The sequence below is a fragment of the Bacillus sp. NPDC094106 genome (assembly GCF_044764345.1).
Lineage (GTDB): Bacteria > Bacillota > Bacilli > Bacillales > Bacillaceae_G > Bacillus_A.
Genome location: NZ_JBIWHY010000018.1, coordinates 1 through 24,886, shown reverse-complemented (window position 1 = coordinate 24,886; position 24,886 = coordinate 1). Strand labels below are relative to the sequence as shown.

The following is a 24,886-nucleotide window of genomic DNA, read 5'->3' as shown; positions in this document are numbered from 1 at the left end:
AATGATCATTGAGAGATGAAGAGAATCATTGGATGATTAACGTTTTATTGCAATACATATCCAGAAGAAACTCACTTCGGAAAATACGAGATGAATAAAGTTTGCATGTTAGAAAGATCTGTTAAGCAGATCTTTTTTTTGAAATAGCAGCTAATAGTTATATATCTTTCTATAAAAAATCCACGTTTATTTCTTCACGACAGATTATGTCTAGAAACCACAAAATAACAAAAAAACCCCTCCGTAAATTGACACACTTTCTCATTGGATATGCATTATACTAGTCTCAACTTAAAAAAAGAGGTGAATTGTTTGGTTGTTTACGCCGACGTTGTTTGGTTGTTAAACGCCTGCATTGATTTTCTTTTACTTTTATTAACAGCAACGGTGTTAAAAAAGAGGATCAAAAGATGGAGGCTTGTCTTAGGGGCATTTATCGGTTCCACGATTGTTATTTTTGCCTTTACTCCTTTTGCTTCTATGATGACACATCCAATTATGAAACTCGTGTATTCGTTATTTATTGTGTATGCGGCATTTGGATTTTCTACTTTTCGAGATTATACACAGACCGTTTTTACTTTTTATTTTGTAACATTCATGGTAGGAGGAGGATTAATTGGAACTCATTTTTTCCTACAAACAAATGAAATGGTAAATGGGTTAGTGCAGGCAAAATCAATTTCTTATGGTGATCCTGTAAGCTGGATGTTTGTTATTTTTGGATTTCCCATTATTTATTATTTCTCGAAAAAACGTATTGAAAATGTAGAAGTGACAAAGATTCATTATGATCAAATCGTAAAAGTGAATATTAAATTAGCTGAAAATGAAATTGAATTAGATGGCTTAATTGATAGTGGAAACCAACTTCATGATCCTTTGACAAAAACACCGGTTATGGTTATGCATATTTCATCGTTAGAACATTGTTTACCGACATGGTTAACAGAACAAATTTATTCCAAAACAGAGATTCCACAAATACCAGAAAATGATTCTGGTTGGGCAACGAGATTACGCTTAATTCCTTTTCGAGCGGTAGGAGTGGATCATCAATTTTTATGGGCCATTAAGCCAGATGTTGTTCAAGTTCATCACGAAGGAAGCGATATGATTGTCAATAAGGTATTAATCGGATTAAATACACAGCAGTTGTCTACCAATGGGGAGTATCAATGCATTATACATCCGAAGATGTTGATATCACAAAAAGTGACAATTGCTTAATGATGAGAGGCGGGGGAACATGGCGAAATTGAAATTTTACTTAGTATACCTTTGGTATAAAGTATTGCTGAAACTTGGAATTAAGACCGATGAAATTTATTATATTGGTGGAAGTGAGGCATTGCCACCACCTTTGACAAAAGAGGAAGAAGAGGTTCTTTTGAATAAATTGCCAAAAGGGGATCAAGCAGCAAGGTCATTGCTTATTGAGCGTAACTTGCGGCTCGTTGTATATATAGCTCGTAAGTTTGAAAATACAGGAATTAATATCGAGGATTTAATTAGTATTGGAACAATTGGTCTTATTAAAGCCGTAAATACATTTAATCCTGAAAAGAAAATAAAATTAGCGACATATGCATCACGTTGTATTGAAAATGAAATTTTAATGCATTTACGCAGAAATAATAAAAATCGTTCAGAGGTGTCATTTGATGAACCGTTAAATATTGATTGGGATGGGAATGAGTTACTGCTATCGGATGTGCTTGGTACAGATGATGATATTATTACAAAAGATCTAGAGGCTACTGTAGATCGTCATCTTCTTATGAAAGCACTACATCAATTAAATGACCGTGAAAAGCAAATTATGGAGCTACGTTTTGGTCTTGCAGGCGGAGAAGAAAAAACGCAAAAAGATGTAGCAGATATGCTAGGAATTTCACAGTCTTATATTTCCCGTTTGGAAAAAAGGATTATAAAAAGGTTGCGGAAAGAATTTAATAAAATGGTATAAAGAAGTATGTAAAAAAAGCTTATATGATCAAGGGAGATTCATAAAACCAATCGGTATTCCGATTGGTTTTATTGTATTTACAAATTACGCGTTAGTTAGTGAAGATGGAAAAACCGTATGCATAAAATTCCCTCCAAAGGAGATACTTTACACTGTACAGCAACTCCCGATAGGAGGGAACACTTTGACGAGAAACAAAGTAGAAATTTGCGGTGTTGATACAGCTAAACTTCCAGTACTAAAAAATGAAGAGATGCGTAAATTATTTCGAGAAATGCAAAGTGGAGAGATAAGCGCAAGAGAGAAATTAGTGAATGGAAACTTACGTCTTGTACTGAGCGTCATCCAACGATTTAACAATAGAGGAGAATTTGTTGATGATTTATTTCAAGTTGGCTGCATTGGACTTATGAAATCCATTGATAACTTTGATTTAAGCCAAAATGTTAAATTTTCGACATATGCTGTGCCAATGATTATTGGGGAAATACGCAGATATTTGCGTGATAACAATCCGATTCGCGTATCTCGTTCATTACGAGATATTGCGTATAAGGCATTACAGGTAAGAGAAAAGTTAATTGCGGAAAATTCAAAAGAGCCAACGGCAATGGATATTGCAAAGGTTCTTGAAGTAACGCATGAGGAAGTTGTTTTTGCACTCGATGCCATTCAAGATCCAGTTTCGTTATTTGAGCCCATATATAATGATGGGGGAGATCCTATTTTTGTAATGGATCAGTTAAGTGATGAGAAACAAAAGGACGAGCAATGGGTGGAAGAATTGGCATTGAAAGAAGGAATGAAACGATTGAATGATCGGGAGAAAATGATTATTCGAAAACGTTTCTTTCAAGGGAAAACACAAATGGAAGTTGCAGAAGAAATTGGGATTTCACAAGCGCAAGTATCGCGTTTGGAAAAATCAGCTATTAAACAAATGAATAAAACGATTCAAGGATAAGGTCTCACCATTTATGGTGAGGCCTTTTTATTTTGCAATTGCTATCTATAAAACACGATTGATTAAAGATTCACTTTATTATGTGTAGTTCAGATTCCGCTCATAGAGGAGATAGCGTATTCATATAATGATAATAAAATGGATTTTCTATTAGTGAGGGTTACTTCCTGTTAATGCGAGATAAAGGAGAGGGTGACAATGATACGAATTTCAGAGTTTCAGATGAAGGATGTTGTCAATGTCTCAGATGGAAAAAAACTTGGGAATATTGGAGATATTGATATCGATATGAACACAGGGAAAATTCAAGCAGTTATTATTTCAAAGCAGACACGTATGTTAGGTATATTTGGAAAGGAAGCAGAATTTGTAATTCCCTGGAAACAAATTGTAAAAATTGGAGAGGATGTCATACTAGTAAAAGGTGATCATGTCAATCCTGTAACAGAATCAATACAAACACCGACAATTTCTTAAAGAATATTACAAATTCCTCTTTTTTTTCTGTTGTCGTTATGGAAAAATAAAAGTATGGTAAAATAGACAGGAAGTACCATGCTTTTTTAAGCTATTTTAATTAGAAGGAGCCGCTTTATGAGAGAACCATTTAAATATGTGGACGGTATATTGTATTTACAAGCGTGGAAAGATCTTGGAAACATTACTGCTGGATTTACGACAAAAGATGGTGGGGTAAGTACAGGCTCCTTTCATGCGATGAATTTAGGATTACATGTGAATGATATCGTGGAGAATGTTCATGAAAATAGACGTATTTTAGCGAATAAGTTACAAAAACCACTAGAGAATTGGATTTGCTCAGAACAGGTTCATGATCATCATGTTGAAAAAGTAGGACAACAGGAAAAAGGGCGAGGAATTTATTCGTATGAAGATGGTATTCCAAATACGGATGGTATTTACACGACTGATAAAGATGTGTGCTTAACATCTTGTTATGCAGATTGTGTTCCACTCTATTTCTATGCACCATCACATGGCATGATAGGACTTGCACATGCTGGGTGGAAAGGAACTGTTAAAGAGATTGCAAAGGAAATGATTCAAAAGTGGAAAGCGGAAGGTATCCCTGCTCACGGAATTCATGTTGCAATTGGACCTGCCATTGGATCATGCTGTTATGTTGTTGATGATCGTGTATTAGGGGCAGCAAAACAAGTAGTAAACGGACGTGTTCCTTATAAATTGATTTCAGATGGACAATATGCGATTGATTTAAAAGAAATTAATCGTATATTATGCGTACAAGCTGGCATAAAAGAAGAGCATATTGTGATGTCGTCTCTTTGTACAAGCTGTGAAGAACAATTGTTTTTCTCACATCGCCGTGATCAAGGGAAAACGGGAAGAATGTTGAGTTTCATAGGTTTTAAGGGGGATTGAAAACAGTGGCAGTACAAGAGAATTTAGTAGTTGTAAAGGAAGTAATTAAAAAAGCGTGTGAACGAGCAAAGCGCTCGGTACAGGAGATTAAACTCGTTGCAGTAACAAAAACAGTAGGAATTGAAGCAACAAATGAAGTAGTAGAAGCTGGACTTACTGATTTAGGTGAGAACCGAAATGAGGGCTTTTTACAAAAATATGAGCATTTTGGCTCGAAAGTTAATTGGCATTTCATTGGTTCGTTACAAACGAGAAAAGTAAAAGAGGTCATCAATGAGATTGATTATTTACATTCATTAGATCGTCTTTCGCTTGCAAAAGAGATTCAAAAGCGTGCTACAAAGAAGGTTCGATGTTTTGTGCAAGTGAAGACATCGCGTGAAGAATCGAAACAAGGTTTATCGACTGAGGAAGCGATTGCGTTTATTCAAGCTTTGCAAGACTTTGATAAAATTGAAGTTGTTGGATTGATGACAATGGCACCTTTTACGGAGGAAGAAGCGGAAATTCGTAGCTGTTTTAGAACGCTGCGCATGTTACAAAAGCAAGTGCAGGAACTAGAATTGCCATACGCTCCGTGTGAAGAGCTATCGATGGGAATGTCAAATGATTACACGATTGCAATTGAGGAAGGTGCTACATATATTCGTTTGGGAACGATTTTAGTAGGAAAAGCGTAAAGGAAAGGAGAATGTTATTATGAGTTGGTCAAAAGTAAAATACTTCTTTTTTGACACACCAGAAGAAAAAGAAGCAGCTCAATATGCTTATGAAAAGGAGCAAACAGAAATGAAAAAGCAACAAGATCCTCCAGAGCAGCAGGATGTCCCATTTACAAAAGTACAACCAAAACAAAATATCGTGAGTATTGAAACGGCAAAACAGTCCTCTAAAGTTGTTTTGTTAGAACCGCGCACATATTCCGAAGCACAAGGTATTGCCGATCATTTAAAAGGAAGACGAGCTGTTGTTATTAATTTACAAAGAATGTCTACTGATCAAGCTGTGCGCATCGTTGACTTTTTAAGTGGTACTGTATACGCTATAGGCGGGGATATTCAAAAATTAGGACCGAAAACGTTTATGTGTACACCTGAAAATGTGGACATTGTTGGAGCAATTTCAGAGTTGTTCGGTGAAGAGGAAGAGACAAATATAAAGAGGTGGTAATACGCCATGATAATGATTTTACAAATATTTCTCTATGCTATTCAAATTTACACCTGGGCGCTTATTATCTATATTCTTCTATCTTGGTTCCCAGGCGCAAGAGAATCAACATTCGGTGACTTCCTTGCACGTATTTGTGAACCGTATTTAGAGCCGTTTCGGAGATTTATTCCGCCGTTTGGTGTAATTGATATTTCTCCAATCGTTGCAATTATTGCATTGAAATTTGCTGGCAGTGGTTTAGTAAGTCTGTTTCGTTATTTCTTATAGCAAGAGGTTAAATGAATGAGCATCTATGAGCATTTTAGACCTGATGAAGCGGTCTTTGTCGATAAAGTGTTAGAATGGAAGCAGGTGGCAGAAGAGTACCATCAAGTAAAATTAACAGATTTTCTTGATCCACGTCAGCAACAAATTGTAGCTACAGTAATTGGATATCAAGGAGATGTTGCTTTACAGTTTGGTGGTGCGGCGCCGAAAGCAGAGAGAAAAAGAGCACTTATTTATCCAGATTACCTTGAATTAAATGAAGAAGAATTTCAAGTAGAAGTATTAGAAATTGACTATCCTTCCAAGTTTTATACGCTTGAACATAGGCAAATATTAGGTGCATTTATGTCTCTTGGTTTAACAAGAGAAAAGTGCGGTGATATTTTGCTCCAAGAAAATCGTGCCCAAATTGTAGTTGCAAAAGAAATTGTTTCGTACATTGAAATCAACTTGCAATCGATAGGAAAAATGAAGGTTTCACTCTCCTGTATACAACCAGACCAAGTGTTGCAATTACATGAAGAATGGAGAGAGCAGTCTGGAACTGTTTCATCGCTTCGTCTAGATGTCTTATTAGCCGAAATGCTCCATATATCACGTCAAAAGGTACAACCCCTCATAAAGAATGGTCTTGTGAAGGTGAACTGGAAAATGGTAGAGCAGACTTCGTATGAATGTTTTCCAGGGGATGTATTTTCAGTTAGAGGATATGGACGAAGTAAATTGTTTTCTGTAGAAGGAAGAACGAAACGCGACAAATGGAGAGTTTTGTATGGTATACTAAAATGATTGATTTTTTAGAAGGAAAAACTCTTATTTTGTCGAAGAAAAGATATAATTTAGAATGAGGAAAATTTAGATAACTACTTGGAGGTGGCGTTTGTGCCGTTAACACCATTAGATATTCATAATAAAGAATTTAGTCGCGGGTTTCGTGGCTATGATGAAGATCAAGTAAATGAATTTCTTGATCAGATCATCAAAGATTATGAATTAGTCATTCGTGAGAAGAAAGCTTTAGAAGAAAAAGTTGCACAATTAGAAGGAAAGTTAGATCATTTCTCTAATATTGAAGACACGTTAAATAAGTCTATTGTTGTTGCACAAGAAGCAGCTGAAGAAGTGAAACGTAATGCACAAAAAGAAGCGAAATTAATTGTACGTGAAGCAGAAAAGAATGCAGATCGTATCATTAATGAAGCTTTAGTGAAATCAAGAAAAGTTGCATTTGATATTGAAGAGTTAAAGAAACAAGCAAAAGTATTCCGTACTCGTTTCCGTATACTGTTAGAAACGCAGCTTGAAATGTTAAACAACGACGATTGGGACAAATTAATTGAGTTAGAAGACGAAGTGGACGAGCTGTTGAAAAAAGAAGAAACAGTGTAAGCTTGACGTTTTTCTCATTATTACATATAATTTTAAACAACATATTTATTAAGAAAAACGAAGATAGGGATAAGTACCTTTTTCACACCTTATATAGCGAACTGAGGATGGTGTAAGCTCAGGATAAGGCGATAAATGGGAATATCACCCTGGAGTTCCGCGCTGAACAAATGAGTAGGCGTAGGCGTATATTCGCGTTAAGAATATAAAGAGGACCTTGTACATATGTGTATGGTCTACTAGGGTGGTACCGCGGGAGACTTTCTCGTCCCTTTTTTGGGATGAGAAAGTCTCTTTTTTATTCCATTTTTTTAAGGTCTTTCTTTTATATATTCGAGGAGGAATTGAGCATGGAGTACAAAAATACATTACTAATGCCAAAAACAGAATTCCCGATGCGTGGGAATTTACCAAAACGCGAGCCTGCAATGCAAGAAAAGTGGGCTGAAATGAACATTTACGAAAAAGTACAAGAACATACAAAAGGTCGACCTTTATTTGTGCTGCATGATGGGCCTCCATATGCGAATGGTGATATTCACATGGGACACGCATTAAATAAAGTACTAAAAGACTTTATTGTTCGCTACAAATCAATGACTGGATACTGTGCACCATATGTACCAGGTTGGGATACGCATGGTTTACCGATTGAACAAGCTTTAACAAATAAAGGGGTAAAACGTAAAGAAATGACGGTTGCAGAGTTCCGTAAGTTGTGTGCAGAGTATGCATATGAACAAGTAAATCGTCAACGTGAACAATTTAAACGTCTTGGTGTACGTGCAGATTGGGATCGTCCATATATCACTTTAGAGCCAGCTTATGAAGCACAGCAAATTAAAGTGTTTGGTGAAATGGCGAAAAAAGGTTATATCTATAAAGGACAAAAGCCTGTTTATTGGTCTCCAACAAGTGAATCTGCTTTAGCTGAAGCTGAAATTGAATATAAAGATAAAAAATCAGCATCTATTTACGTAGCATTCCCAGTAAAAGACGGGAAAAACGTATTAGAAGGTGATGAGAAATTTATTATCTGGACAACAACACCTTGGACACTGCCAGCGAACTTAGGTATTTCTGTTCATCCAGAACTTGAATATAGCATTGTAAAAGTAAATGATGAAAAATATATTATCGCTTCTGAACTATTTGATACAGTTTCTAAAACGTTAGAGTGGGAAAATGCTGAAGTCGTGAAGACAGTAAAAGGTAGCGAACTTGAATATACAGTTGCTAAGCATCCATTCTATGACCGTGATTCTTTAGTTATGCTTGGTGAACACGTTACAACAGATGCTGGTACAGGTTGTGTACATACAGCACCTGGACATGGGGAAGACGATTTTCTTGTAGGTAAGCAGTATGGATTAGAAGTTCTTTGCCCAGTTGATGATAAAGGTGTATTAACAAGTGAAGCACCTGGATTTGAAGGTTTATTCTATGATAAAGCGAATAAACCAATTACAGAGAAATTAGAAGAAGTGGGCGCGTTATTAAAATTAACATTTATCACGCATTCTTATCCACATGACTGGAGAACGAAAAAACCAATTATTTTCCGTGCAACAGCACAATGGTTTGCATCTATTGAAGCGTTCCGTAATGAATTATTACAAGCTGTTGAAGAAACGAAATGGGTACCAGCATGGGGCGAAACACGTCTTCATAATATGGTTCGTGACCGTGGTGATTGGTGTATTTCTCGTCAGCGTGCGTGGGGTGTACCAATTCCTGTATTCTATGCAGAGAATGGCGACCCAATTATTACAGATGAAACAATTAATCATGTAGCAGATCTATTCCGTGAGAACGGTTCTAACGTATGGTTCGAGCGTGAAGCGAAAGATTTACTACCAGAAGGATTTACACATCAGTCTAGTCCGAATGGTGAATTCCGTAAAGAAACAGACATTATGGACGTATGGTTTGACTCTGGTTCTTCTCACCAAGCTGTATTAGAAGAGCGTGAGGACTTGCAGCGCCCAGCTGATTTATACCTCGAGGGATCTGACCAATACCGTGGTTGGTTTAACTCTTCCTTATCAACAGCGGTTGCAGTAACAGGTAAAGCACCATATAAAGGTGTTTTAAGTCATGGATTCGTGCTAGATGGTGAAGGCCGTAAAATGAGTAAATCTATCGGGAACATTGTTGCACCACAGAAAATTATGGATCAATTAGGCGGAGATATTTTACGCCTATGGGTATCTTCTGTTGATTATCAATCTGATGTACGTATTTCAGATGATATTTTAAAACAAGTAGCAGAAGTATATCGTAAAATCCGTAACACATTCCGTTTCTTATTAGGAAACTTAGCTGACTTTAACCCAAGTCAAGATGCAGTAGCGGCAAATGAACTTCGTGAAGTAGATCGTTACATGTTAGTGAAATTAAATGACTTAATTACAAAAGTAAAAGAAGCATATGAAACATATGATTTTGCAGCAGTATATCATGCAATTCATAACTTCTGCACAATTGACTTAAGTTCATTCTATTTAGACTTTGCAAAAGACATTTTATATATTGAAGCTGTAAATCATCATGATCGTCGTGCAATCCAAACAGTGCTATATGATGTTCTTGTTGCAATGACAAAACTTGTAACACCTATCCTACCTCATACAGCTGATGAAGTATGGCCATATATTTCTGGTGTTACGGAAGAAAGCGTTCAGTTAACTGATATGCCAAACGCTGTAGAAGTAGAAGGTGCTGAAGCATTAAAAACAAAATGGGATGCATTCATGACACTTCGCGATGATGTTTTAAAAGCATTGGAAGTGGCACGTAATGAGAAAGTAATTGGTAAGTCGTTAAATGCGAGTATTACCCTATTCCCAACTGCAGAAATGAAAGAAATGTTAGAGTCTATTAGTGAAGATTTAAAACAGTTGTTTATTGTTTCTGAGTATAAACTTGGTGGAACGATGGAAGAAGCTCCAGCAGATGCGCCGAAATATGAACATACAGCTGTTGTTGTTGCGCAGGCGACTGGTGAAACATGTGAGCGTTGCTGGGTTGTTTCTGAAACAATTGGTAAAGACGCTGAGCATGAAACATTATGTGAGCGTTGTGCGACAGTTGTGAAAGAAAACTATGTGAAATAATGATGTAATCAAGAAAAACTGACTGCTATTAATGGCAGTCAGTTTTTTTAGTAATTGATAATATGATGGAGATAAATGATTGGTAAAATTTAGTCTAGTAAGTTTTTTCTGTCACTGGGGAATAAACAAGGTTCTTGAATGATGAGAAGGTTGTTTAAACTCTTTCCTATGAAGGAAAAATGTGTGTGCGGTAAGGAAGTGAATTTCGGACACACTAACGGTACATTGCAGCCGGGAGGAATGTACACGTGAATGAAATCTATATGGAAATTAGAGAAGAGTTACAATTGATGAGAAAAGAATTACAGGAGCGACTGGCAAAAGAAGCGATGCACACATATTATGTGGAATTCGGACAGGAACTAAGGTATGAACAGAAGGAAGATGAAAAAAAGAAATTGTTCTTACATGATATAAGAGAAGATTTAAAAGACGTGGAACGAGCTTTATTTAAAATGGAAATCAATATGTATGGCATTTGTGAGGAAACGGGGAAATATATTCCTGTAAAGCAAATGAAAATGATGCCAACGGCGCGTACAATGGGAGAGTTTTTATATGAAAAGGTAAATGTATAAGTATAATAAGCACAACGGTATTATATTACCTTTTTTCATTTTATTTTATTCTTCTATAAAGGTTCATTGTGAAAAGATAGCAGCTATGCTAAAATTTTGAGGTACACTGTCTTTGTGGGGGAAATGAAAATGATATATTATTTAATAGCGTTATTTGTCATTGCCATCGATCAAATATCGAAATGGTTCATTGTAAAGAACATGGAATTAGGTACAAGTATCCCGATTATCGATAATGTATTATACATAACATCACATCGGAACAGAGGAGCTGCCTGGGGCATTTTAGAAAATAGAATGTGGTTCTTCTATATCATTACAGTTGTTTTTGTTGGATTTATTGTATTTTATATGAAAAAGTACGCAAAAACAGATAAACTCCTAGGGATTTCATTAGGTCTTATTTTAGGCGGAGCAATTGGCAATTTTATTGATCGTGTATTTAGACAAGAAGTGGTGGATTTCATTCACGTGTATATTTTTTCATACAACTATCCGGTATTTAACATAGCTGACTCAGCTTTATGTATTGGAGTTGTATTAATTATTATTCAAACATTATTAGAAGGAAAGAAAATGAAGGAGTAATTGAATGAGCGAAGTAGTACAAGTAACAGTTGCAGAAGAACAAAAAAATGAACGGATTGATAAATTTGTTGCAGGTGTCAACAGTGAATGGTCACGTACACAAGTGCAGCAATGGATTAAAGATGGTGTTGTAACAGTAAATGGAAAAGCTGTTAAAGGTAATTATAAAGTAAGAGCAAATGATGAAATTACAGTAACAATACCAGAACCAGAAGAACTTGATATCAGCCCAGAAGATATGAATTTGGAAATTTATTATGAGGATGCTGATGTGTTAGTTGTGAATAAGCCACGTGGCATGGTTGTACATCCAGCCCCAGGACATACGAGTGGTACACTTGTAAATGGATTAATGCATCATTGTACAGATTTATCGGGTATTAACGGTGTAATGCGTCCTGGTATTGTGCACCGTATTGATAAAGATACATCTGGATTATTAATGGTTGCAAAAAACGATATGGCACATGAATCTCTTGTAAATCAGCTAGTGGAAAAAACGGTAACAAGACGCTATAAAGCGATTGTTCATGGTGTAATTCCGCATGATAAAGGAACAATTGATGCTCCAATTGCTCGAGATAAGAAGGAGCGTCAAAGTATGACGGTTGATGAAAATGGTAAGCATGCTGTTACACATTTCCAGGTGTTAGAGCGATTTAAAGATTTTACGCTTGTGGAATGTCGTTTAGAAACAGGACGTACACATCAAATTCGTGTTCATATGAAATATATTGGATATCCACTTGCAGGAGATCCGAAATATGGTCCGAAAAAAACATTAGATATAAATGGACAAGCGCTTCATGCAGGGATTTTAGGATTTGATCATCCTCGTACAGGCGAATATATCGAATTTGAGGCACACATTCCGGCAGTATTTGAAGACGTTTTAAATGCTTTACGGAAATAGTATTGACAAAACGAGTAAAACCTGCGATACTAACAACAGCTAAATAATGATCCTTTAACACAGCCCCGTGAGGTTGAGAAGGTAACGGTTTGAAATACTTAGGGTATGGTTGTACCCTTTTTTCAAAAGTCCTCTCGCACACGCTGAGAGGACTTTTTTTATACCATTCCTCTCACGCAAGAAAAAAGCTTGGAGGTGTAAAGTATGCAAGAAAAAGCTGTCGTTTTAGATGACCAAATGATTCGCCGCGCTTTAACACGAATCAGTCATGAAATCGTGGAACGTAATAAAGGTGTCGATAATTGTGTTCTTGTTGGAATTAAAACACGTGGAATTTTTATTGCACAGCGTTTAGCAGAACGCATTGGTCAAATTGAAGGGAAAAACATTGAGGTTGGAGAGTTAGACATTACATTATATCGTGATGATTTAACGTTGCAGTCAAAAAATAAAGAACCGCTTGTAAAAGGTTCAGATATTCCTGTAGACATTACAAAGAAAAAAGTGATTCTTGTGGATGATGTTTTATATACAGGTAGAACAGTTCGAGCGGCAATGGATGCTTTGATGGATTTAGGAAGACCATCACAAATCCAACTGGCGGTTCTTGTGGACAGAGGTCATCGCGAATTACCAATTCGTGCTGATTATGTAGGAAAAAACATTCCAACATCAAGTGAAGAACGTATTGAAGTTGATTTGCAAGAGACAGATCAGCAAGATCGAGTAAGCATATACGATAAGTAAAGCCCTTTTAAATGTAGTCCTGTGAGGCTGCCAAAGGGTCTTGGCTTTCATATGTCAAATTTGGCATACGAAAGTATAGGACTCTTTGTGCATAGGGCGCAAAGAGTTTTTTTATTGAAAAGTTTTAAACTGAAGGAGGATGTAACAATGGAGCAAAAGCCAGTGTTAGACATTCATGAAGTACCGAAACCGGGAAAATGGTTATTTTTAAGTATACAACATTTATTTGCGATGTTTGGATCAACAGTGCTTGTTCCGTTTTTAACAGGGCTGAATCCATCAGTAGCTTTAATCTCAAGTGGATTAGGAACACTAGCGTTTCTTCTTATAACAAAAGGTCAAGTACCAGCGTATCTAGGATCATCGTTCGCGTTTATCGCACCAATTATTACAGCTAAAACAGCAGGTGGGCCGGGAGCGGCGATGCTTGGAGGTATGCTAGCAGGACTTGTTTATATCTTAGTTTCGCTAGGAATTAAGAAATCAGGATCATCTTGGATTATGAAATTACTTCCTCCTATTGTAGTTGGTCCAGTTGTTATGGTTATTGGTTTAGCCTTAGCGCATACAGCAGTTAATATGGCAATGAATGGTGCAGATGGAAAATATAGTTTTACGCACTTCTCAGTAGCATTAGTGACGCTAGCAATTACAATTATTTGCTCCATATTCGGAAGAGGATTTTTCAGCATCATACCAATTTTACTAGGGATTATCGGAGGATATATCTTCGCTTACTTCCAAGGATTGGTGGACTTAAAGCCAGTAGCTGAGGCAAAATGGTTTGATGTACCAGACTTTGTCGTACCATTTGTAACTTACACGCCAGAGTTTTCATGGAAGATTGTACTCTTAATGGTGCCAGTAGCACTTGTAACAATTTCAGAACATATCGGACATCAAATCGTACTTGGAAATGTTATTAATCGAGACTTAATTGAAAAACCAGGTTTACATCGCTCGATTTTTGGAGATGGTGTAGCGACATTAATCGCATCATTAATTGGTGGACCGCCGAATACAACATACGGTGAAAACATCGGTGTACTGGCAATTACAAAAGCATACAGTGTATACTTATTCATCGGATCAGCAGTCTTCGCAATCATGTTCGGATTTATTGGTAAGATTTCAGCACTGATTCATTCCATTCCAACACCGGTTATGGGCGGTGTATCAATCTTGCTCTTCGGTGTAATCGCATCAAGCGGTTTACGCATGATGGTAGATGATAAAACAGACTTAAGTGATAAACGAAACTTAATGATTGCATCTGTTATCCTTGTGATTGGTATTGGTGGTGCGGTACTTCGTGTCGGAGAATCGTTCCAAGTAGAGGGAATGGCGCTTGCAGCAATCGTTGGTGTACTGTTAAATCTACTGTTACCTGAAATGAAAGAGAAACAACAATCTAAGCAGATTGCTTCATAAAAACAACCTTTTAATTCGGTCCTGTGAGACAGAAAAGGGTGGCTTCTTTCTTGCACCCTAGTCTCACATGGCTGGGGTATTTTTATGCAGTTATTGTTATATAAATACAAAGGTGTTATCATAAAAATCAGAAAGATGAGGGATGACAATGAGCCATTTGTTAACGATGAGTGAATTATCGAAAGAAGAGATTTCAGAAATCCTAAAAGACGCAGAAGATTTTGCGAATGGAAGAGAGAGAAAAACAACAGAGCAAACATTTGTAGCGAACCTGTTCTTTGAAAACAGTACAAGAACAAGGTTTAGCTTCGAAGTTGCTGAGAAGAGATTAGGACTTGATGTGTTAAACTTCTCAGCAGATTCATCTAGCGTACAAAAAGGAGAAACGTTATACGATACGATAAGAACACTAGAATCAATCGGAACAAAAGCAGTAGTCATCCGCCACGGGCAAGATCGCTACTTTGATGAGCTGAAAGGTAAGATAAACATCCCAATTTTAAATGCTGGAGATGGATGTGGAAATCACCCAACGCAATGTCTATTAGATCTTCTAACAATTAAACAAGAGTTTGGAAGATTTGAAGGATTAAAGATTGCAATTGTTGGAGATATTCGTCACAGCCGAGTAGCACGTTCTAACGCTGAGGCATTAACGAAATTAGGAGCAACGATTTATTTTGCTAGCCCAGAAGAGTGGAAAGATGAAACAAACACATTTGGAACATACAAAAGTTTAGATGAACTTGTTCCAGAAGTTGATGTGATGATGTTACTTCGTGTGCAACATGAGCGTCATGACCATTATGAAACAGAGGTTATGAAAGAGTATCATGAGCAGCATGGATTAACAATTGAGCGAGAAAAGCGTATGAAACAAGGAAGTATTATTATGCATCCAGCTCCGGTAAACCGCGATGTCGAAATTGCAAGTGAGCTCGTTGAGTGTGAGCGTTCACGCATATTCAAACAGATGGAAAATGGAGTTTACGTAAGAATGGCTGTACTAAAACGCGCATTACCAAATGTATTAGGAGGAATGAAACATGAATTATTTGTTTAAAAATGGACGCTATCTGAATAACGAAGGAAAAATCGTAGTAACAGATCTTCTTGTACAAGACGGTAAAATTGCGAAAGTAGCAGAAAACATTACGGCAGATCATGCTGAAGTAATCGATGTAAACGGAAAATTAATCGCGCCTGGATTAGTAGATGTACACGTTCATCTTCGTGAGCCAGGTGGTGAACATAAAGAAACAATTGAAACAGGTACACTTGCAGCAGCAAAAGGCGGATTTACAACAATTTGCGCAATGCCAAATACGCGACCAGTACCAGATAGTAAAGAACATATGGAAGACTTGCAAAAACGAATTAAAGAAAAAGCACATGTAAATGTCTTACCATATGGAGCGATTACAGTACGCCAAGCAGGTTCTGAAATGACAGACTTTGAAACATTAAAAGAACTTGGAGCGTTCGCGTTTACTGATGATGGAGTAGGCGTACAAGATGCGAGCATGATGCTAGCTGCTATGAAGCGTGCAGCGAAATTAAATATGGCAGTCGTTGCACACTGTGAAGAAAATACGCTAATTAATAAAGGATGTGTACATGAAGGGAAGTTTTCTGAGAAACACGGATTAAACGGTATCCCATCAGTATGTGAATCCGTACATATTGCCCGGGACATATTACTTGCGGAAGCAGCAGATTGTCACTATCACGTATGTCACGTAAGTACAAAAGGATCTGTACGTGTGATTCGTGATGCAAAACGTGCTGGAATTAAAGTAACAGCAGAAGTAACGCCGCATCACTTACTATTATGTGAAGATGATATCCCATCAGCTGATCCTAATTTTAAAATGAATCCACCGCTTCGAGGAAAAGAAGATCATGAAGCGTTAATCGAAGGATTATTAGATGGAACGATCGATATGATCGCAACTGACCACGCACCGCATACTGCGGAAGAGAAAGCGCAAGGGATTGAAAGAGCACCGTTCGGAATTACTGGTTTTGAAACGGCATTCCCACTTTTATATACGAACCTTGTGAAAAAAGGAATCATTACATTAGAACAATTAATTCAATTCTTAACAGAAAAACCAGCTGATACATTCGGTTTAGAAGCAGGGCGCCTGACAGAAGGTAGAGCAGCTGATATTACAATTATCGATTTAGACAATGAAGAAGAGATTGATCCAACAACATTCTTATCAAAAGGAAAAAATACGCCATTCGCAGGCTGGAAATGTCAAGGCTGGCCGGTTATGACAATCGTTGGTGGTAAGATCGCATGGCAAAAGGAGAGTGCATTAGTATGAAAAGACAACTTATCTTAGAAGATGGAACAGTATTAATTGGAAAAGGTTTCGGAGGAGAAATCGAAAAGTCAGGTGAAGTTGTATTTACAACTGGAATGACTGGATATCAAGAAACACTATCTGATCCATCATACTGCGGTCAAATTGTAACATTTACGTACCCATTAATCGGAAACTACGGCATTAACCGTGATGATTTCGAATCAATTCATCCATCTGTAAATGGTTTAATAGTAAACGAAATTTGTGATAACCCATCTAACTTCCGTAATGAAATTTCGTTAGATGATTATTTAAAAGAAAGAAACATTCCAGGATTAGCAGGAATTGATACAAGAAAATTAACAAGAAAAATTCGTCAATATGGAACATTACGCGGACGTCTTTGCAACATGGATGCGGATGTAGAGTACATCGTTAGCCAATTAAAAGCGACAGTCTTTACAGATCATGTGAAACGCGTATCAACAAAAGACCCATATCCAAGTCCAGGCCGTGGCCATCGCGTTGTACTTGTAGACTTCGGTATGAAGCATGGTATTTTACGAGAACTAAATAAACGTGACTGTGATGTAATTGTTGTACCTTACAATACAACGGCTGAAGAGATTTTACGCCTTAGCCCAGATGGAATTATGTTAAGTAATGGACCTGGGGATCCAAAAGATGTACCAGAAGCAATTGAAATGTTACAAGGTATCATTGGGAAAGTACCATTATTCGGGATTTGCCTTGGACATCAATTGTTCGCTCTAGCATCTGGTGCAAATACAAGTAAGTTAAAATTCGGTCACCGTGGTTTAAATCATCCAGTAAAGCATCTTGCAACTGGAAAAGTAGCCATTACTTCTCAAAACCATGGTTACGCAGTAGAAGAAGAATCAGTTAAAAGTACAGATCTTGAAATTACACATGTAGCTTTAAATGATGGAACAGTAGAAGGTCTTCGTCATACAAAGTTCCCAGCATTTACAGTACAATACCATCCAGAAGCTTCAGCAGGACCAGAAGATGCAAATGATTTATTCGAAGATTTCTTAACAATGATTGCAAACTTCAAGAAAGAAGGGGAAGAGTTATGCCAAAACGCCTAGACATTAACACAATTTTAGTAATCGGATCAGGACCAATTGTAATTGGGCAAGCAGCGGAGTTTGACTACTCCGGTACACAAGCTTGTCAATCTCTTAAAGAAGAAGGTTACAAAGTAATCCTTGTTAACTCTAACCCAGCAACAATTATGACAGATACTGCAACAGCAGATAAAGTATACATTGAGCCATTAACATTAGAATTTGTAAGCCGCATTATTCGTAAAGAACGTCCAGATGCAATCTTACCAACATTAGGTGGCCAAACAGGCTTAAATATGGCGGTTGAACTTGCAAAATCAGGCGTACTTGACGAGTGCGGAGTTGAAATTTTAGGAACAAAATTATCAGCAATCGAGCAAGCGGAAGATCGTGATTTATTCCGTACATTAATGCAAGATTTAAATGAACCAACGCCACCAAGTGAAATTATTCATACGCTTGATGAAGCATATGAATTCGTAAAAGAAATCGGTTATCCAGTAATCGTTCGTCCAGCGTTCACATTAGGAGGAACTGGCGGCGGTATTTGTCATAACGAAGAAGAATTAATTGAAACCGTAACAAGCGGTTTAAAACATAGCCCAGTAACACAATGTTTATTAGAAAAGAGTATTGCTGGTTGTAAGGAAATCGAATATGAAGTAATGCGTGATTCAAATGATAACGCCATCGTAGTATGTAATATGGAAAATATCGATCCAGTTGGTGTTCATACAGGGGATTCTATCGTTGTTGCACCAAGCCAAACGTTAAGTGATCGTGAATATCAAATGTTACGTAACACTTCATTAAGAATTATTCGTGCACTAGGAATTGAAGGTGGATGTAACGTTCAGCTTGCGCTTGATCCATATAGCTTCCAGTACTATGTAATCGAAGTAAACCCACGTGTAAGTCGTTCATCTGCACTAGCATCTAAAGCAACTGGATATCCAATTGCGAAGTTAGCAGCGAAAATTGCAGTCGGCTTAACATTAGATGAAATTGTAAACCCAGTAACACAAAAAACATATGCATGCTTCGAGCCGGCATTAGACTATGTTGTTTCAAAAATTCCGCGCTGGCCATTTGATAAGTTTGAATCAGCAAACAGAACGCTTGGTACGCAGATGAAAGCAACAGGTGAAGTTATGTCAATCGGACGTAACTTAGAGGAATCATTATTAAAAGCGGTTCGTTCTCTAGAGCTTGGCATTTATCACTTAGAGTTAGACCACTTAAAAGAGCTTGATAAAGAAACAATGAAAAAACGCATTATTAAAGCTGATGATGAGCGACTGTTTGTTGTAGCAGAAGCGATCCGTCAAGGTGTAACAAAAGAAGAAATCAACGCATGGTGTGAAATGGACTTCTTCTTCTTACAAAAAGTTGAAAACATCGTAAACATGGAACGCGAAGTAAAAGCGAATGTAGGAAATATGGAAGTATTACAATCTGCGAAAAAAATGGGCTTCAGTGATCATTACATTGCAGCTGCTTGGAATAAAGCAGAGCGTGAAATTTACGATATGCGTAAAGAAAATAATATGACACCAGTATTTAAAATGGTAGATACTTGTGCGGCAGAGTTCGAATCTGCAACACCATACTACTACAGCACATACGGTGACGAGAACGAATCAATTGTGACAGATCGCAAGAGTGTAGTCGTACTAGGATCTGGTCCAATCCGTATTGGTCAAGGTGTTGAGTTTGACTATGCAACAGTTCACTCTGTGTGGGCAATTAAAGAAGCTGGATACGAAGCGATTATTGTAAATAACAACCCAGAAACAGTTTCAACAGATTTCAGTATTTCTGACAAATTATACTTTGAACCATTAACAATCGAAGATGTAATGCACATCATTGATTTAGAGAAGCCAGAAGGTGTTATCGTTCAGTTCGGTGGACAAACGGCAATTAACTTAGCTGCTAAATTAGAAGAACACGGTGTGAAAATTTTAGGAACATCACTTGAAGATTTAGACCGTGCAGAAGATCGTGATAAATTTGAAGCAGCATTAACGAAGCTTGGTATCCCGCAGCCAGTTGGTAAAACAGCAACAACAGTAGAACAAGCGGTAGCAATTGCTGAAGAAATTGGGTATCCAGTACTAGTAAGACCATCTTACGTACTTGGTGGACGTGCAATGGAAATTGTATATCGTCAAGAAGAACTACTGCACTATATGAAAAACGCAGTAAAAGTTCATGCAGATCATCCAGTATTAATTGACCGCTACATGGTTGGTAAAGAAATTGAAGTAGATGCAATTTCAGACGGTGAAAATGTATTCATTCCAGGTATTATGGAACATATTGAACGCGCTGGAGTTCACTCTGGTGACTCAATTGGAGTATATCCACCGCAAAGCTTATCTGCAAAACTGAAAGAACAAATTATCGAAAATACAATTGCACTTGGAAGAGGATTAAACATTGTTGGATTACTGAATATCCAGTTTGTAGTATTCAAAGACGAAGTGTATGTAATTGAAGTAAACCCACGTGCGAGCCGTACAGTACCATTTTTAAGTAAAATTACAGGTGTACCGATGGCGAATATCGCAACAAAAGTTATTTTAGGTCAAAATCTTGTAGAACAAGGATATGAAACTGGATATCGCCCAGAAGAGAAAGAAGTGTATGTAAAAGCTCCGGTATTCTCTTTTGCGAAACTACGTTCTGTTGATACAACATTAGGGCCTGAAATGAAATCAACAGGGGAAGTAATGGGTAAAGACTTAACGCTTGAAAAAGCACTGTATAAAGGACTTGTTGCTGCAGGAATTAACATTCCAACGCACGGATCAGTAATCATTACTGTGGCGGATAAAGATAAAGAAGAAGCGATGGAAATTGCAAAACGCTTCCATGAAATCGGCTATAACTTATTAGCGACAGCAGGAACAGCACAATCGTTAACAGAGCAAAACATTCCGGTGCAAGTTGTAAACAAAATTGATTCTGAAGACTACAACTTACTTGATATTATCCGTCAAGGAAAAGCACAGTTTGTAATCAATACATTAACAAAAGGAAAACAACCAGCGCGTGATGGATTCCGTATTCGCCGTGAGTCTGTAGAGAATGGTGTAGCTTGCTTAACATCACTTGATACAACACGAGCAATCTTACGTGTACTAGAATCTATGACATTCTCAGCTCACGCAATGAAAGAAATTGCGCCAACAGAGCGTCACGAGGTGGTACGTGCATGATGCAAAAGCAAAATATGATCGTCGTTAATCAAACAGAAATCGCAAAAAACATTTACGAATTAGTGCTTCAAGGGGATCTTGTACAGCAAATGAACGAACCAGGGCAGTTTGTACACATTAAGGTAGCAGAGGGCATCACGCCCCTTCTGCGCCGCCCAATTAGTATTTGTAATGTTGATCAAGAAAAGAACGAATTTACAATGCTATATCGTGCGGAAGGACAAGGAACAAAAACATTAGCAAAGAAAAAGCAAGGTGAATTTGTAGACGTATTAGGACCATTAGGCCACGGATTCCCTGTAGAAGAAGCGGAAGCTGGACAAACTGCTCTATTAGTAGGTGGGGGAATTGGTGTGCCACCACTTTATGAGTTATCACAACGCCTTGTTGCAAAAGGAGTACGTGTCATTCACATTCTAGGTTTCCAAACAAAAGATGTTGTCTTCTACGAAGAGAAATTTGCAGAGCTTGGTGATACGTATGTTGCAACAGTCGATGGTACACATGGTACAAAAGGATTTGTGACAGATGTGATCGATACGTATGGAATTGACTTTGACATTTTATACTCATGTGGACCTTTAGCAATGCTTCGCGCACTAGAAGGCCGCTATAAAGAGAAAAAAGCCTACATTTCACTAGAAGAACGTATGGGCTGTGGTATTGGAGCGTGTTTCGCATGTGTATGCCACTTGCAAGAAGATCCAAGTGGACATTCTTACAAGAAGGTGTGCAGCGATGGGCCAGTATTTCCAATCGGGGAGGTTGTACTATGAACAGATTGCAAGTTGAATTACCAGGATTATCATTAAAGAATCCAATCATCCCGGCATCTGGTTGCTTCGGATTTGGTCGTGAGTATGCGCAGTTTTATGATTTAAGTGTACTTGGATCCATCATGATTAAAGCAACAACGGAACAACCTCGTTATGGAAATCCAACACCTCGTGTTGCCGAAACGCCAGGCGGAATGCTAAATGCAATCGGACTTCAAAATCCAGGATTAGAAAAGGTAATGACTTCTGAATTACCATGGTTAGAGCAATTTGATCTTCCGATTATTGCGAATGTTGCGGGCTCACAGGCTGAGGACTATGTAGCAGTAGCGAAGGAAATTTCAAAAGCGCCAAATGTTCATGCACTAGAATTAAATATTTCTTGTCCAAACGTAAAAACGGGTGGTATCGCTTTTGGTACAGTCCCAGAAATTGCTGCTGATTTAACGAAGCGAGTAAAAGAGGTTTCTGAAGTACCGGTATATGTGAAATTGTCACCGAATGTGGCAAACATTGTGGAGATTGCGAAAGCAATTGAAAATGCAGGTGCGGACGGATTAACAATGATTAATACATTGCTTGGTATGCGTCTAGATTTAAAAACAGCAAAACCAATTTTAGCAAACCGTACAGGTGGACTATCAGGCCCAGCCATTAAGCCAGTAGCGATTCGTATGGTACATGAAGTAAGTCAAGCAGTTAATATTCCAATTATCGGAATGGGCGGTATTGAATCAGCGGAAGATGTTATTGAATTCTTCTACGCTGGTGCAAGTGCAGTTGCAGTTGGTACAGCGAACTTTGTGGATCCGTTTGTATGTCCAACAATTATTGAAGAATTACCAGCATTATTAGATGAATTAGGATTTGACCACATTTCGGAATGTCAAGGAAGGAGCTGGAAATAATCATGTCACAGCCTTTAATCGTTGCACTGGATTTTCCAGGTAAAGCAGAGGTAGAACAGTTTTTACATCACTTTGAAGGGGAGCAGTTATTTGTCAAAGTTGGTATGGAACTATTTTACAAAGAGGGACCTGCTATTATTACGTACCTAAAAGAAAAAGGGCATCAAATTTTTCTAGATTTGAAGCTTCATGATATTCCGAATACGGTAAAGAGCGCAATGCGCAGCCTAGCTAGTCTAGATGTTGATATGGTAAATGTTCATGCTGCTGGGGGAAGCAGTATGATGAAAGCTGCGCTTGAGGGATTAGAGGAAGGTAAGCAAGAAGGAAAAGAGAGACCGATTTGTATTGCAGTTACACAACTAACAAGCACATCGGAAGCTATGATGAAAAAAGAAATCGGCATTGAGAAAACGTTAGAAGAAGCGGTTGCTCACTATGCAAAATTAACGAAAGAAAGTGGACTTGATGGTGTTGTATGTTCAACGCTAGAAGTACCAAAATTACGTGAAGTATGCGGGTTGGAATTTGTAACTGTAACACCGGGGATTCGTCTTGCAAGTGATGATGTGAATGATCAAGTGCGCGTAGCAACACCAAAACGTGCACGTGAACTTGGTTCAAGTTATATTGTAGTGGGGCGTAGTATTACAAAGGCGGAAAATCCGCTTGAAGCGTATAAAACAGTAAAACAACAGTGGGAAGGTGTAACAATATGAAAAAAGAAATCGCATCTCATCTATTAGAAATTGGAGCAGTATTTTTACAACCAAATGATCCATTTACATGGTCTTCTGGTATGAAATCACCAATTTATTGTGATAATCGTTTAACGTTATCATATCCAAAAGTACGTCAAGCGATTGCGGCAGGATTAGAGAAGTTAATCGAGGAACACTTCCCAACTGTAGAAGTTATTGCAGGAACAGCGACTGCTGGTATTGCGCATGCTGCGTGGGTAAGCGATCGTATGGACTTACCAATGTGTTACGTACGTAGTAAAGCAAAAGGTCATGGTAAAGGGAATCAGATTGAAGGAAAAGCAGAAAAAGGTCAAAAAGTAGTGGTAGTAGAAGACTTAATTTCAACTGGCGGTAGTGCAATTACATGTGTAGAAGCGCTTCGCGAAGCAGGCTGTGAAGTATTAGGAATTGTATCAATCTTCACATATGAGCTTGAAGCAGGAAAAGAAAAACTAGCAGCAGCAAACGTAGCATCATATTCTTTAAGTGACTACAGCGTATTAACTGAAGTAGCAGTAGAAAAAGGTATGATCGGACAAGCTGAAACGAAGAAATTACAAGAATGGCGTAAAAATCCAGCTGACGAGGCTTGGATTACAGCGTAACATTGAAAAACACGACCGCGGGGGGAAACGCGGTCGTGTTTTTTGTTTATAAAGTAGAAAAATTTGATTTTGATCGATTTGTAAAAGAGTGTATTGCATTTAGAAAATTTTCAGGTTCTTCAATGAAAGGAAAATGGTTACTCGTTTCTTTCGATAGCTTCATACCCTTTTACAAATAATAAAGTCATATAAGAAACAATAAATGAGAAAATGCTGTACATGCCAACCCAAAAGAAAAATGATGGTGTAAACAATGTAACTCCCAATATAAGAAAAATAGCAAACGTTACAATGGGCATTACGTAAGATGTTCTTGTTCTAAGCGTCCCAATTACTGAAAGAATAAAGATAAGTAATGGGCAAATAAATAAGAGGAAAATCAATTCACTCATAGTTATGTCCCCTTTTCTTAAGAAATCATGTGTTTCTCGTGAACATTTTGAAATACTTGTTCTCCTAATATAATTATTACAAAATGAATAAGTGTGAGTGGATAAATAATCATAGTTAAGAGAATTAGAGTAAGAGTAAGAGAAATTTAATCCAACTTTATTTCAAAGTTACAAATAATAAAAAGTGCCACCTTACAAGGAGGGCACTGAAAAAGTCCTCATAGTTTAAAAAGTGAAAGCTTCCTCGATGAAATCGAGGAAGCTTTCACTTTTTTCATGTATAATGGTTGTAC

At 37.6% G+C, this 24,886-nt stretch carries 25 protein-coding genes and 1 other annotated feature; of the genes, 24 read left to right on the top strand and 1 reads right to left on the bottom strand.

Annotation, left to right across the window (positions count from 1 at the left end):
• The first annotated feature begins 312 nt into the window (after positions 1-312).
• From spoIIGA to pyrE, 24 genes are all read left to right on the top strand, one after another.
• Positions 313-1,230, top strand: coding sequence for a sigma-E processing peptidase SpoIIGA (gene spoIIGA, locus ACIQ7L_RS22120; RefSeq protein WP_400571686.1), 918 nt, complete (start codon positions 313-315; stop codon positions 1,228-1,230).
• 19 nt (positions 1,231-1,249) lie between these two features.
• Positions 1,250-1,969 (top strand): RNA polymerase sporulation sigma factor SigE, encoded by a 720-nt coding sequence (gene sigE / locus ACIQ7L_RS22115; RefSeq protein ID WP_097895091.1) that lies wholly within the window; start codon positions 1,250-1,252, stop codon positions 1,967-1,969.
• A gap of 184 nt (positions 1,970-2,153) precedes the next feature.
• Positions 2,154-2,933, top strand: coding sequence for an RNA polymerase sporulation sigma factor SigG (sigG, locus tag ACIQ7L_RS22110; protein ID WP_097895093.1), 780 nt, complete (start codon positions 2,154-2,156; stop codon positions 2,931-2,933).
• Between the two features lie 198 nt (positions 2,934-3,131).
• Complete coding sequence (locus ACIQ7L_RS22105; protein WP_400571684.1) at positions 3,132-3,410, top strand: YlmC/YmxH family sporulation protein; 279 nt, start codon at positions 3,132-3,134, stop codon at positions 3,408-3,410.
• A gap of 117 nt (positions 3,411-3,527) precedes the next feature.
• Positions 3,528-4,337: a peptidoglycan editing factor PgeF gene (pgeF, locus tag ACIQ7L_RS22100; RefSeq protein WP_400571682.1), complete on the top strand. Its 810-nt coding sequence runs from the start codon at positions 3,528-3,530 to the stop codon at positions 4,335-4,337.
• Positions 4,338-4,342: 5 nt separating this feature from the next.
• Positions 4,343-5,017, top strand: coding sequence for a YggS family pyridoxal phosphate-dependent enzyme (locus ACIQ7L_RS22095; protein WP_400571680.1), 675 nt, complete (start codon positions 4,343-4,345; stop codon positions 5,015-5,017).
• Between the two features lie 19 nt (positions 5,018-5,036).
• Positions 5,037-5,507, top strand: coding sequence for a cell division protein SepF (locus ACIQ7L_RS22090; protein ID WP_097895100.1), 471 nt, complete (start codon positions 5,037-5,039; stop codon positions 5,505-5,507).
• Positions 5,508-5,513: 6 nt separating this feature from the next.
• A complete protein-coding gene (locus tag ACIQ7L_RS22085; protein ID WP_400571678.1) occupies positions 5,514-5,777 on the top strand; it encodes a YggT family protein in 264 nt (87 codons plus the stop codon).
• 15 nt (positions 5,778-5,792) lie between these two features.
• Positions 5,793-6,566 carry a YlmH family RNA-binding protein gene (locus ACIQ7L_RS22080; RefSeq protein WP_400571676.1) on the top strand — a complete coding sequence of 258 codons (774 nt, stop codon included), beginning with the start codon at positions 5,793-5,795 and terminating at the stop codon, positions 6,564-6,566.
• Between the two features lie 93 nt (positions 6,567-6,659).
• On the top strand, positions 6,660-7,166 hold the full coding sequence (gene divIVA / locus ACIQ7L_RS22075) for a septum site-determining protein DivIVA (protein ID WP_400571674.1): 507 nt from the start codon (positions 6,660-6,662) through the stop codon (positions 7,164-7,166).
• 51 nt (positions 7,167-7,217) lie between these two features.
• Positions 7,218-7,442, top strand: a binding site (T-box leader).
• Between the two features lie 74 nt (positions 7,443-7,516).
• A complete protein-coding gene (gene ileS2, locus ACIQ7L_RS22070; protein WP_400571672.1) occupies positions 7,517-10,282 on the top strand; it encodes an isoleucine--tRNA ligase in 2,766 nt (921 codons plus the stop codon).
• A 248-nt stretch (positions 10,283-10,530) separates the two neighbouring features.
• Positions 10,531-10,860, top strand: a complete 330-nt coding sequence (locus tag ACIQ7L_RS22065; protein WP_400571671.1) for a TraR/DksA C4-type zinc finger protein — start codon at positions 10,531-10,533, stop codon at positions 10,858-10,860.
• A gap of 129 nt (positions 10,861-10,989) precedes the next feature.
• On the top strand, positions 10,990-11,448 hold the full coding sequence (gene lspA, locus ACIQ7L_RS22060) for a lipoprotein signal peptidase LspA (protein WP_097895112.1): 459 nt from the start codon (positions 10,990-10,992) through the stop codon (positions 11,446-11,448).
• Positions 11,449-11,452: 4 nt separating this feature from the next.
• On the top strand, positions 11,453-12,361 hold the full coding sequence (locus ACIQ7L_RS22055) for an RluA family pseudouridine synthase (protein WP_400571670.1): 909 nt from the start codon (positions 11,453-11,455) through the stop codon (positions 12,359-12,361).
• A gap of 204 nt (positions 12,362-12,565) precedes the next feature.
• Positions 12,566-13,108, top strand: coding sequence for a bifunctional pyrimidine operon transcriptional regulator/uracil phosphoribosyltransferase (pyrR, locus tag ACIQ7L_RS22050; protein ID WP_097895116.1), 543 nt, complete (start codon positions 12,566-12,568; stop codon positions 13,106-13,108).
• Positions 13,109-13,255: 147 nt separating this feature from the next.
• Positions 13,256-14,539, top strand: a complete 1,284-nt coding sequence (uraA, locus tag ACIQ7L_RS22045) for a uracil permease (protein WP_400571668.1) — start codon at positions 13,256-13,258, stop codon at positions 14,537-14,539.
• A gap of 148 nt (positions 14,540-14,687) precedes the next feature.
• The gene (pyrB, locus tag ACIQ7L_RS22040) at positions 14,688-15,602 is read left to right on the top strand and encodes an aspartate carbamoyltransferase (protein WP_400571666.1); all 915 of its coding nucleotides are present in this window, start codon (positions 14,688-14,690) and stop codon (positions 15,600-15,602) included.
• Positions 15,586-16,872 (top strand): dihydroorotase, encoded by a 1,287-nt coding sequence (gene pyrC, locus ACIQ7L_RS22035; RefSeq protein ID WP_097895121.1) that lies wholly within the window; start codon positions 15,586-15,588, stop codon positions 16,870-16,872. Before pyrB ends, pyrC begins: the two co-directional genes overlap by 17 nt.
• On the top strand, positions 16,869-17,966 hold the full coding sequence (locus ACIQ7L_RS22030; RefSeq protein WP_400571664.1) for a carbamoyl phosphate synthase small subunit: 1,098 nt from the start codon (positions 16,869-16,871) through the stop codon (positions 17,964-17,966). Before pyrC ends, ACIQ7L_RS22030 begins: the two co-directional genes overlap by 4 nt.
• Positions 17,951-21,169 carry a carbamoyl-phosphate synthase large subunit gene (gene carB / locus ACIQ7L_RS22025; RefSeq protein WP_400571662.1) on the top strand — a complete coding sequence of 1,073 codons (3,219 nt, stop codon included), beginning with the start codon at positions 17,951-17,953 and terminating at the stop codon, positions 21,167-21,169. Before ACIQ7L_RS22030 ends, carB begins: the two co-directional genes overlap by 16 nt.
• Positions 21,166-21,945 (top strand): dihydroorotate oxidase B electron transfer subunit, encoded by a 780-nt coding sequence (pyrK, locus tag ACIQ7L_RS22020; protein ID WP_400571661.1) that lies wholly within the window; start codon positions 21,166-21,168, stop codon positions 21,943-21,945. The genes carB and pyrK overlap by 4 nt, the downstream gene beginning before the upstream one ends.
• Positions 21,942-22,853: a dihydroorotate oxidase B catalytic subunit gene (gene pyrD, locus ACIQ7L_RS22015; RefSeq protein WP_018764743.1), complete on the top strand. Its 912-nt coding sequence runs from the start codon at positions 21,942-21,944 to the stop codon at positions 22,851-22,853. The genes pyrK and pyrD overlap by 4 nt, the downstream gene beginning before the upstream one ends.
• Before the next feature lie 2 nt (positions 22,854-22,855).
• Positions 22,856-23,572, top strand: a complete 717-nt coding sequence (gene pyrF, locus ACIQ7L_RS22010) for an orotidine-5'-phosphate decarboxylase (protein ID WP_097895130.1) — start codon at positions 22,856-22,858, stop codon at positions 23,570-23,572.
• A complete protein-coding gene (pyrE, locus tag ACIQ7L_RS22005) occupies positions 23,569-24,201 on the top strand; it encodes an orotate phosphoribosyltransferase (RefSeq protein WP_400571658.1) in 633 nt (210 codons plus the stop codon). The genes pyrF and pyrE overlap by 4 nt, the downstream gene beginning before the upstream one ends.
• Positions 24,202-24,338: 137 nt before the next feature.
• Here pyrE and ACIQ7L_RS22000 read toward each other — a convergent pair whose 3' ends face one another.
• Complete coding sequence (locus ACIQ7L_RS22000) at positions 24,339-24,593, bottom strand: YbeF family protein (RefSeq protein WP_400571656.1); 255 nt, start codon at positions 24,591-24,593, stop codon at positions 24,339-24,341.
• Positions 24,594-24,886 lie beyond the last annotated feature (293 nt).

Bases quoted from the DNA above. Each gene is read 5' to 3' on its own strand.
- ileS2 (WP_400571672.1), top strand. From the start codon at position 7,517: ATGGAGTACAAAAATACATTACTAATGCCAAAAACAGAATTCCCGATG.
- lspA (WP_097895112.1), top strand. From the start codon at position 10,990: ATGATATATTATTTAATAGCGTTATTTGTCATTGCCATCGATCAAATA.
- pyrD (WP_018764743.1), top strand. From the start codon at position 21,942: ATGAACAGATTGCAAGTTGAATTACCAGGATTATCATTAAAGAATCCA.
- pyrE (WP_400571658.1), top strand. From the start codon at position 23,569: ATGAAAAAAGAAATCGCATCTCATCTATTAGAAATTGGAGCAGTATTT.
- ACIQ7L_RS22090 (WP_097895100.1), top strand. From the start codon at position 5,037: ATGAGTTGGTCAAAAGTAAAATACTTCTTTTTTGACACACCAGAAGAA.
- ACIQ7L_RS22055 (WP_400571670.1), top strand. From the start codon at position 11,453: ATGAGCGAAGTAGTACAAGTAACAGTTGCAGAAGAACAAAAAAATGAA.
- sigE (WP_097895091.1), top strand. From the start codon at position 1,250: ATGGCGAAATTGAAATTTTACTTAGTATACCTTTGGTATAAAGTATTG.
- ACIQ7L_RS22080 (WP_400571676.1), top strand. From the start codon at position 5,793: ATGAGCATCTATGAGCATTTTAGACCTGATGAAGCGGTCTTTGTCGAT.
- ACIQ7L_RS22030 (WP_400571664.1), top strand. From the start codon at position 16,869: ATGAAAAGACAACTTATCTTAGAAGATGGAACAGTATTAATTGGAAAA.
- pyrC (WP_097895121.1), top strand. From the start codon at position 15,586: ATGAATTATTTGTTTAAAAATGGACGCTATCTGAATAACGAAGGAAAA.
- pyrB (WP_400571666.1), top strand. From the start codon at position 14,688: ATGAGCCATTTGTTAACGATGAGTGAATTATCGAAAGAAGAGATTTCA.
- uraA (WP_400571668.1), top strand. From the start codon at position 13,256: ATGGAGCAAAAGCCAGTGTTAGACATTCATGAAGTACCGAAACCGGGA.
- pyrR (WP_097895116.1), top strand. From the start codon at position 12,566: ATGCAAGAAAAAGCTGTCGTTTTAGATGACCAAATGATTCGCCGCGCT.
- ACIQ7L_RS22000 (WP_400571656.1), bottom strand. From the start codon at position 24,593: ATGAGTGAATTGATTTTCCTCTTATTTATTTGCCCATTACTTATCTTT.
- ACIQ7L_RS22085 (WP_400571678.1), top strand. From the start codon at position 5,514: ATGATAATGATTTTACAAATATTTCTCTATGCTATTCAAATTTACACC.
- ACIQ7L_RS22105 (WP_400571684.1), top strand. From the start codon at position 3,132: ATGATACGAATTTCAGAGTTTCAGATGAAGGATGTTGTCAATGTCTCA.
- pgeF (WP_400571682.1), top strand. From the start codon at position 3,528: ATGAGAGAACCATTTAAATATGTGGACGGTATATTGTATTTACAAGCG.
- carB (WP_400571662.1), top strand. From the start codon at position 17,951: ATGCCAAAACGCCTAGACATTAACACAATTTTAGTAATCGGATCAGGA.
- pyrK (WP_400571661.1), top strand. From the start codon at position 21,166: ATGATGCAAAAGCAAAATATGATCGTCGTTAATCAAACAGAAATCGCA.
- pyrF (WP_097895130.1), top strand. From the start codon at position 22,856: ATGTCACAGCCTTTAATCGTTGCACTGGATTTTCCAGGTAAAGCAGAG.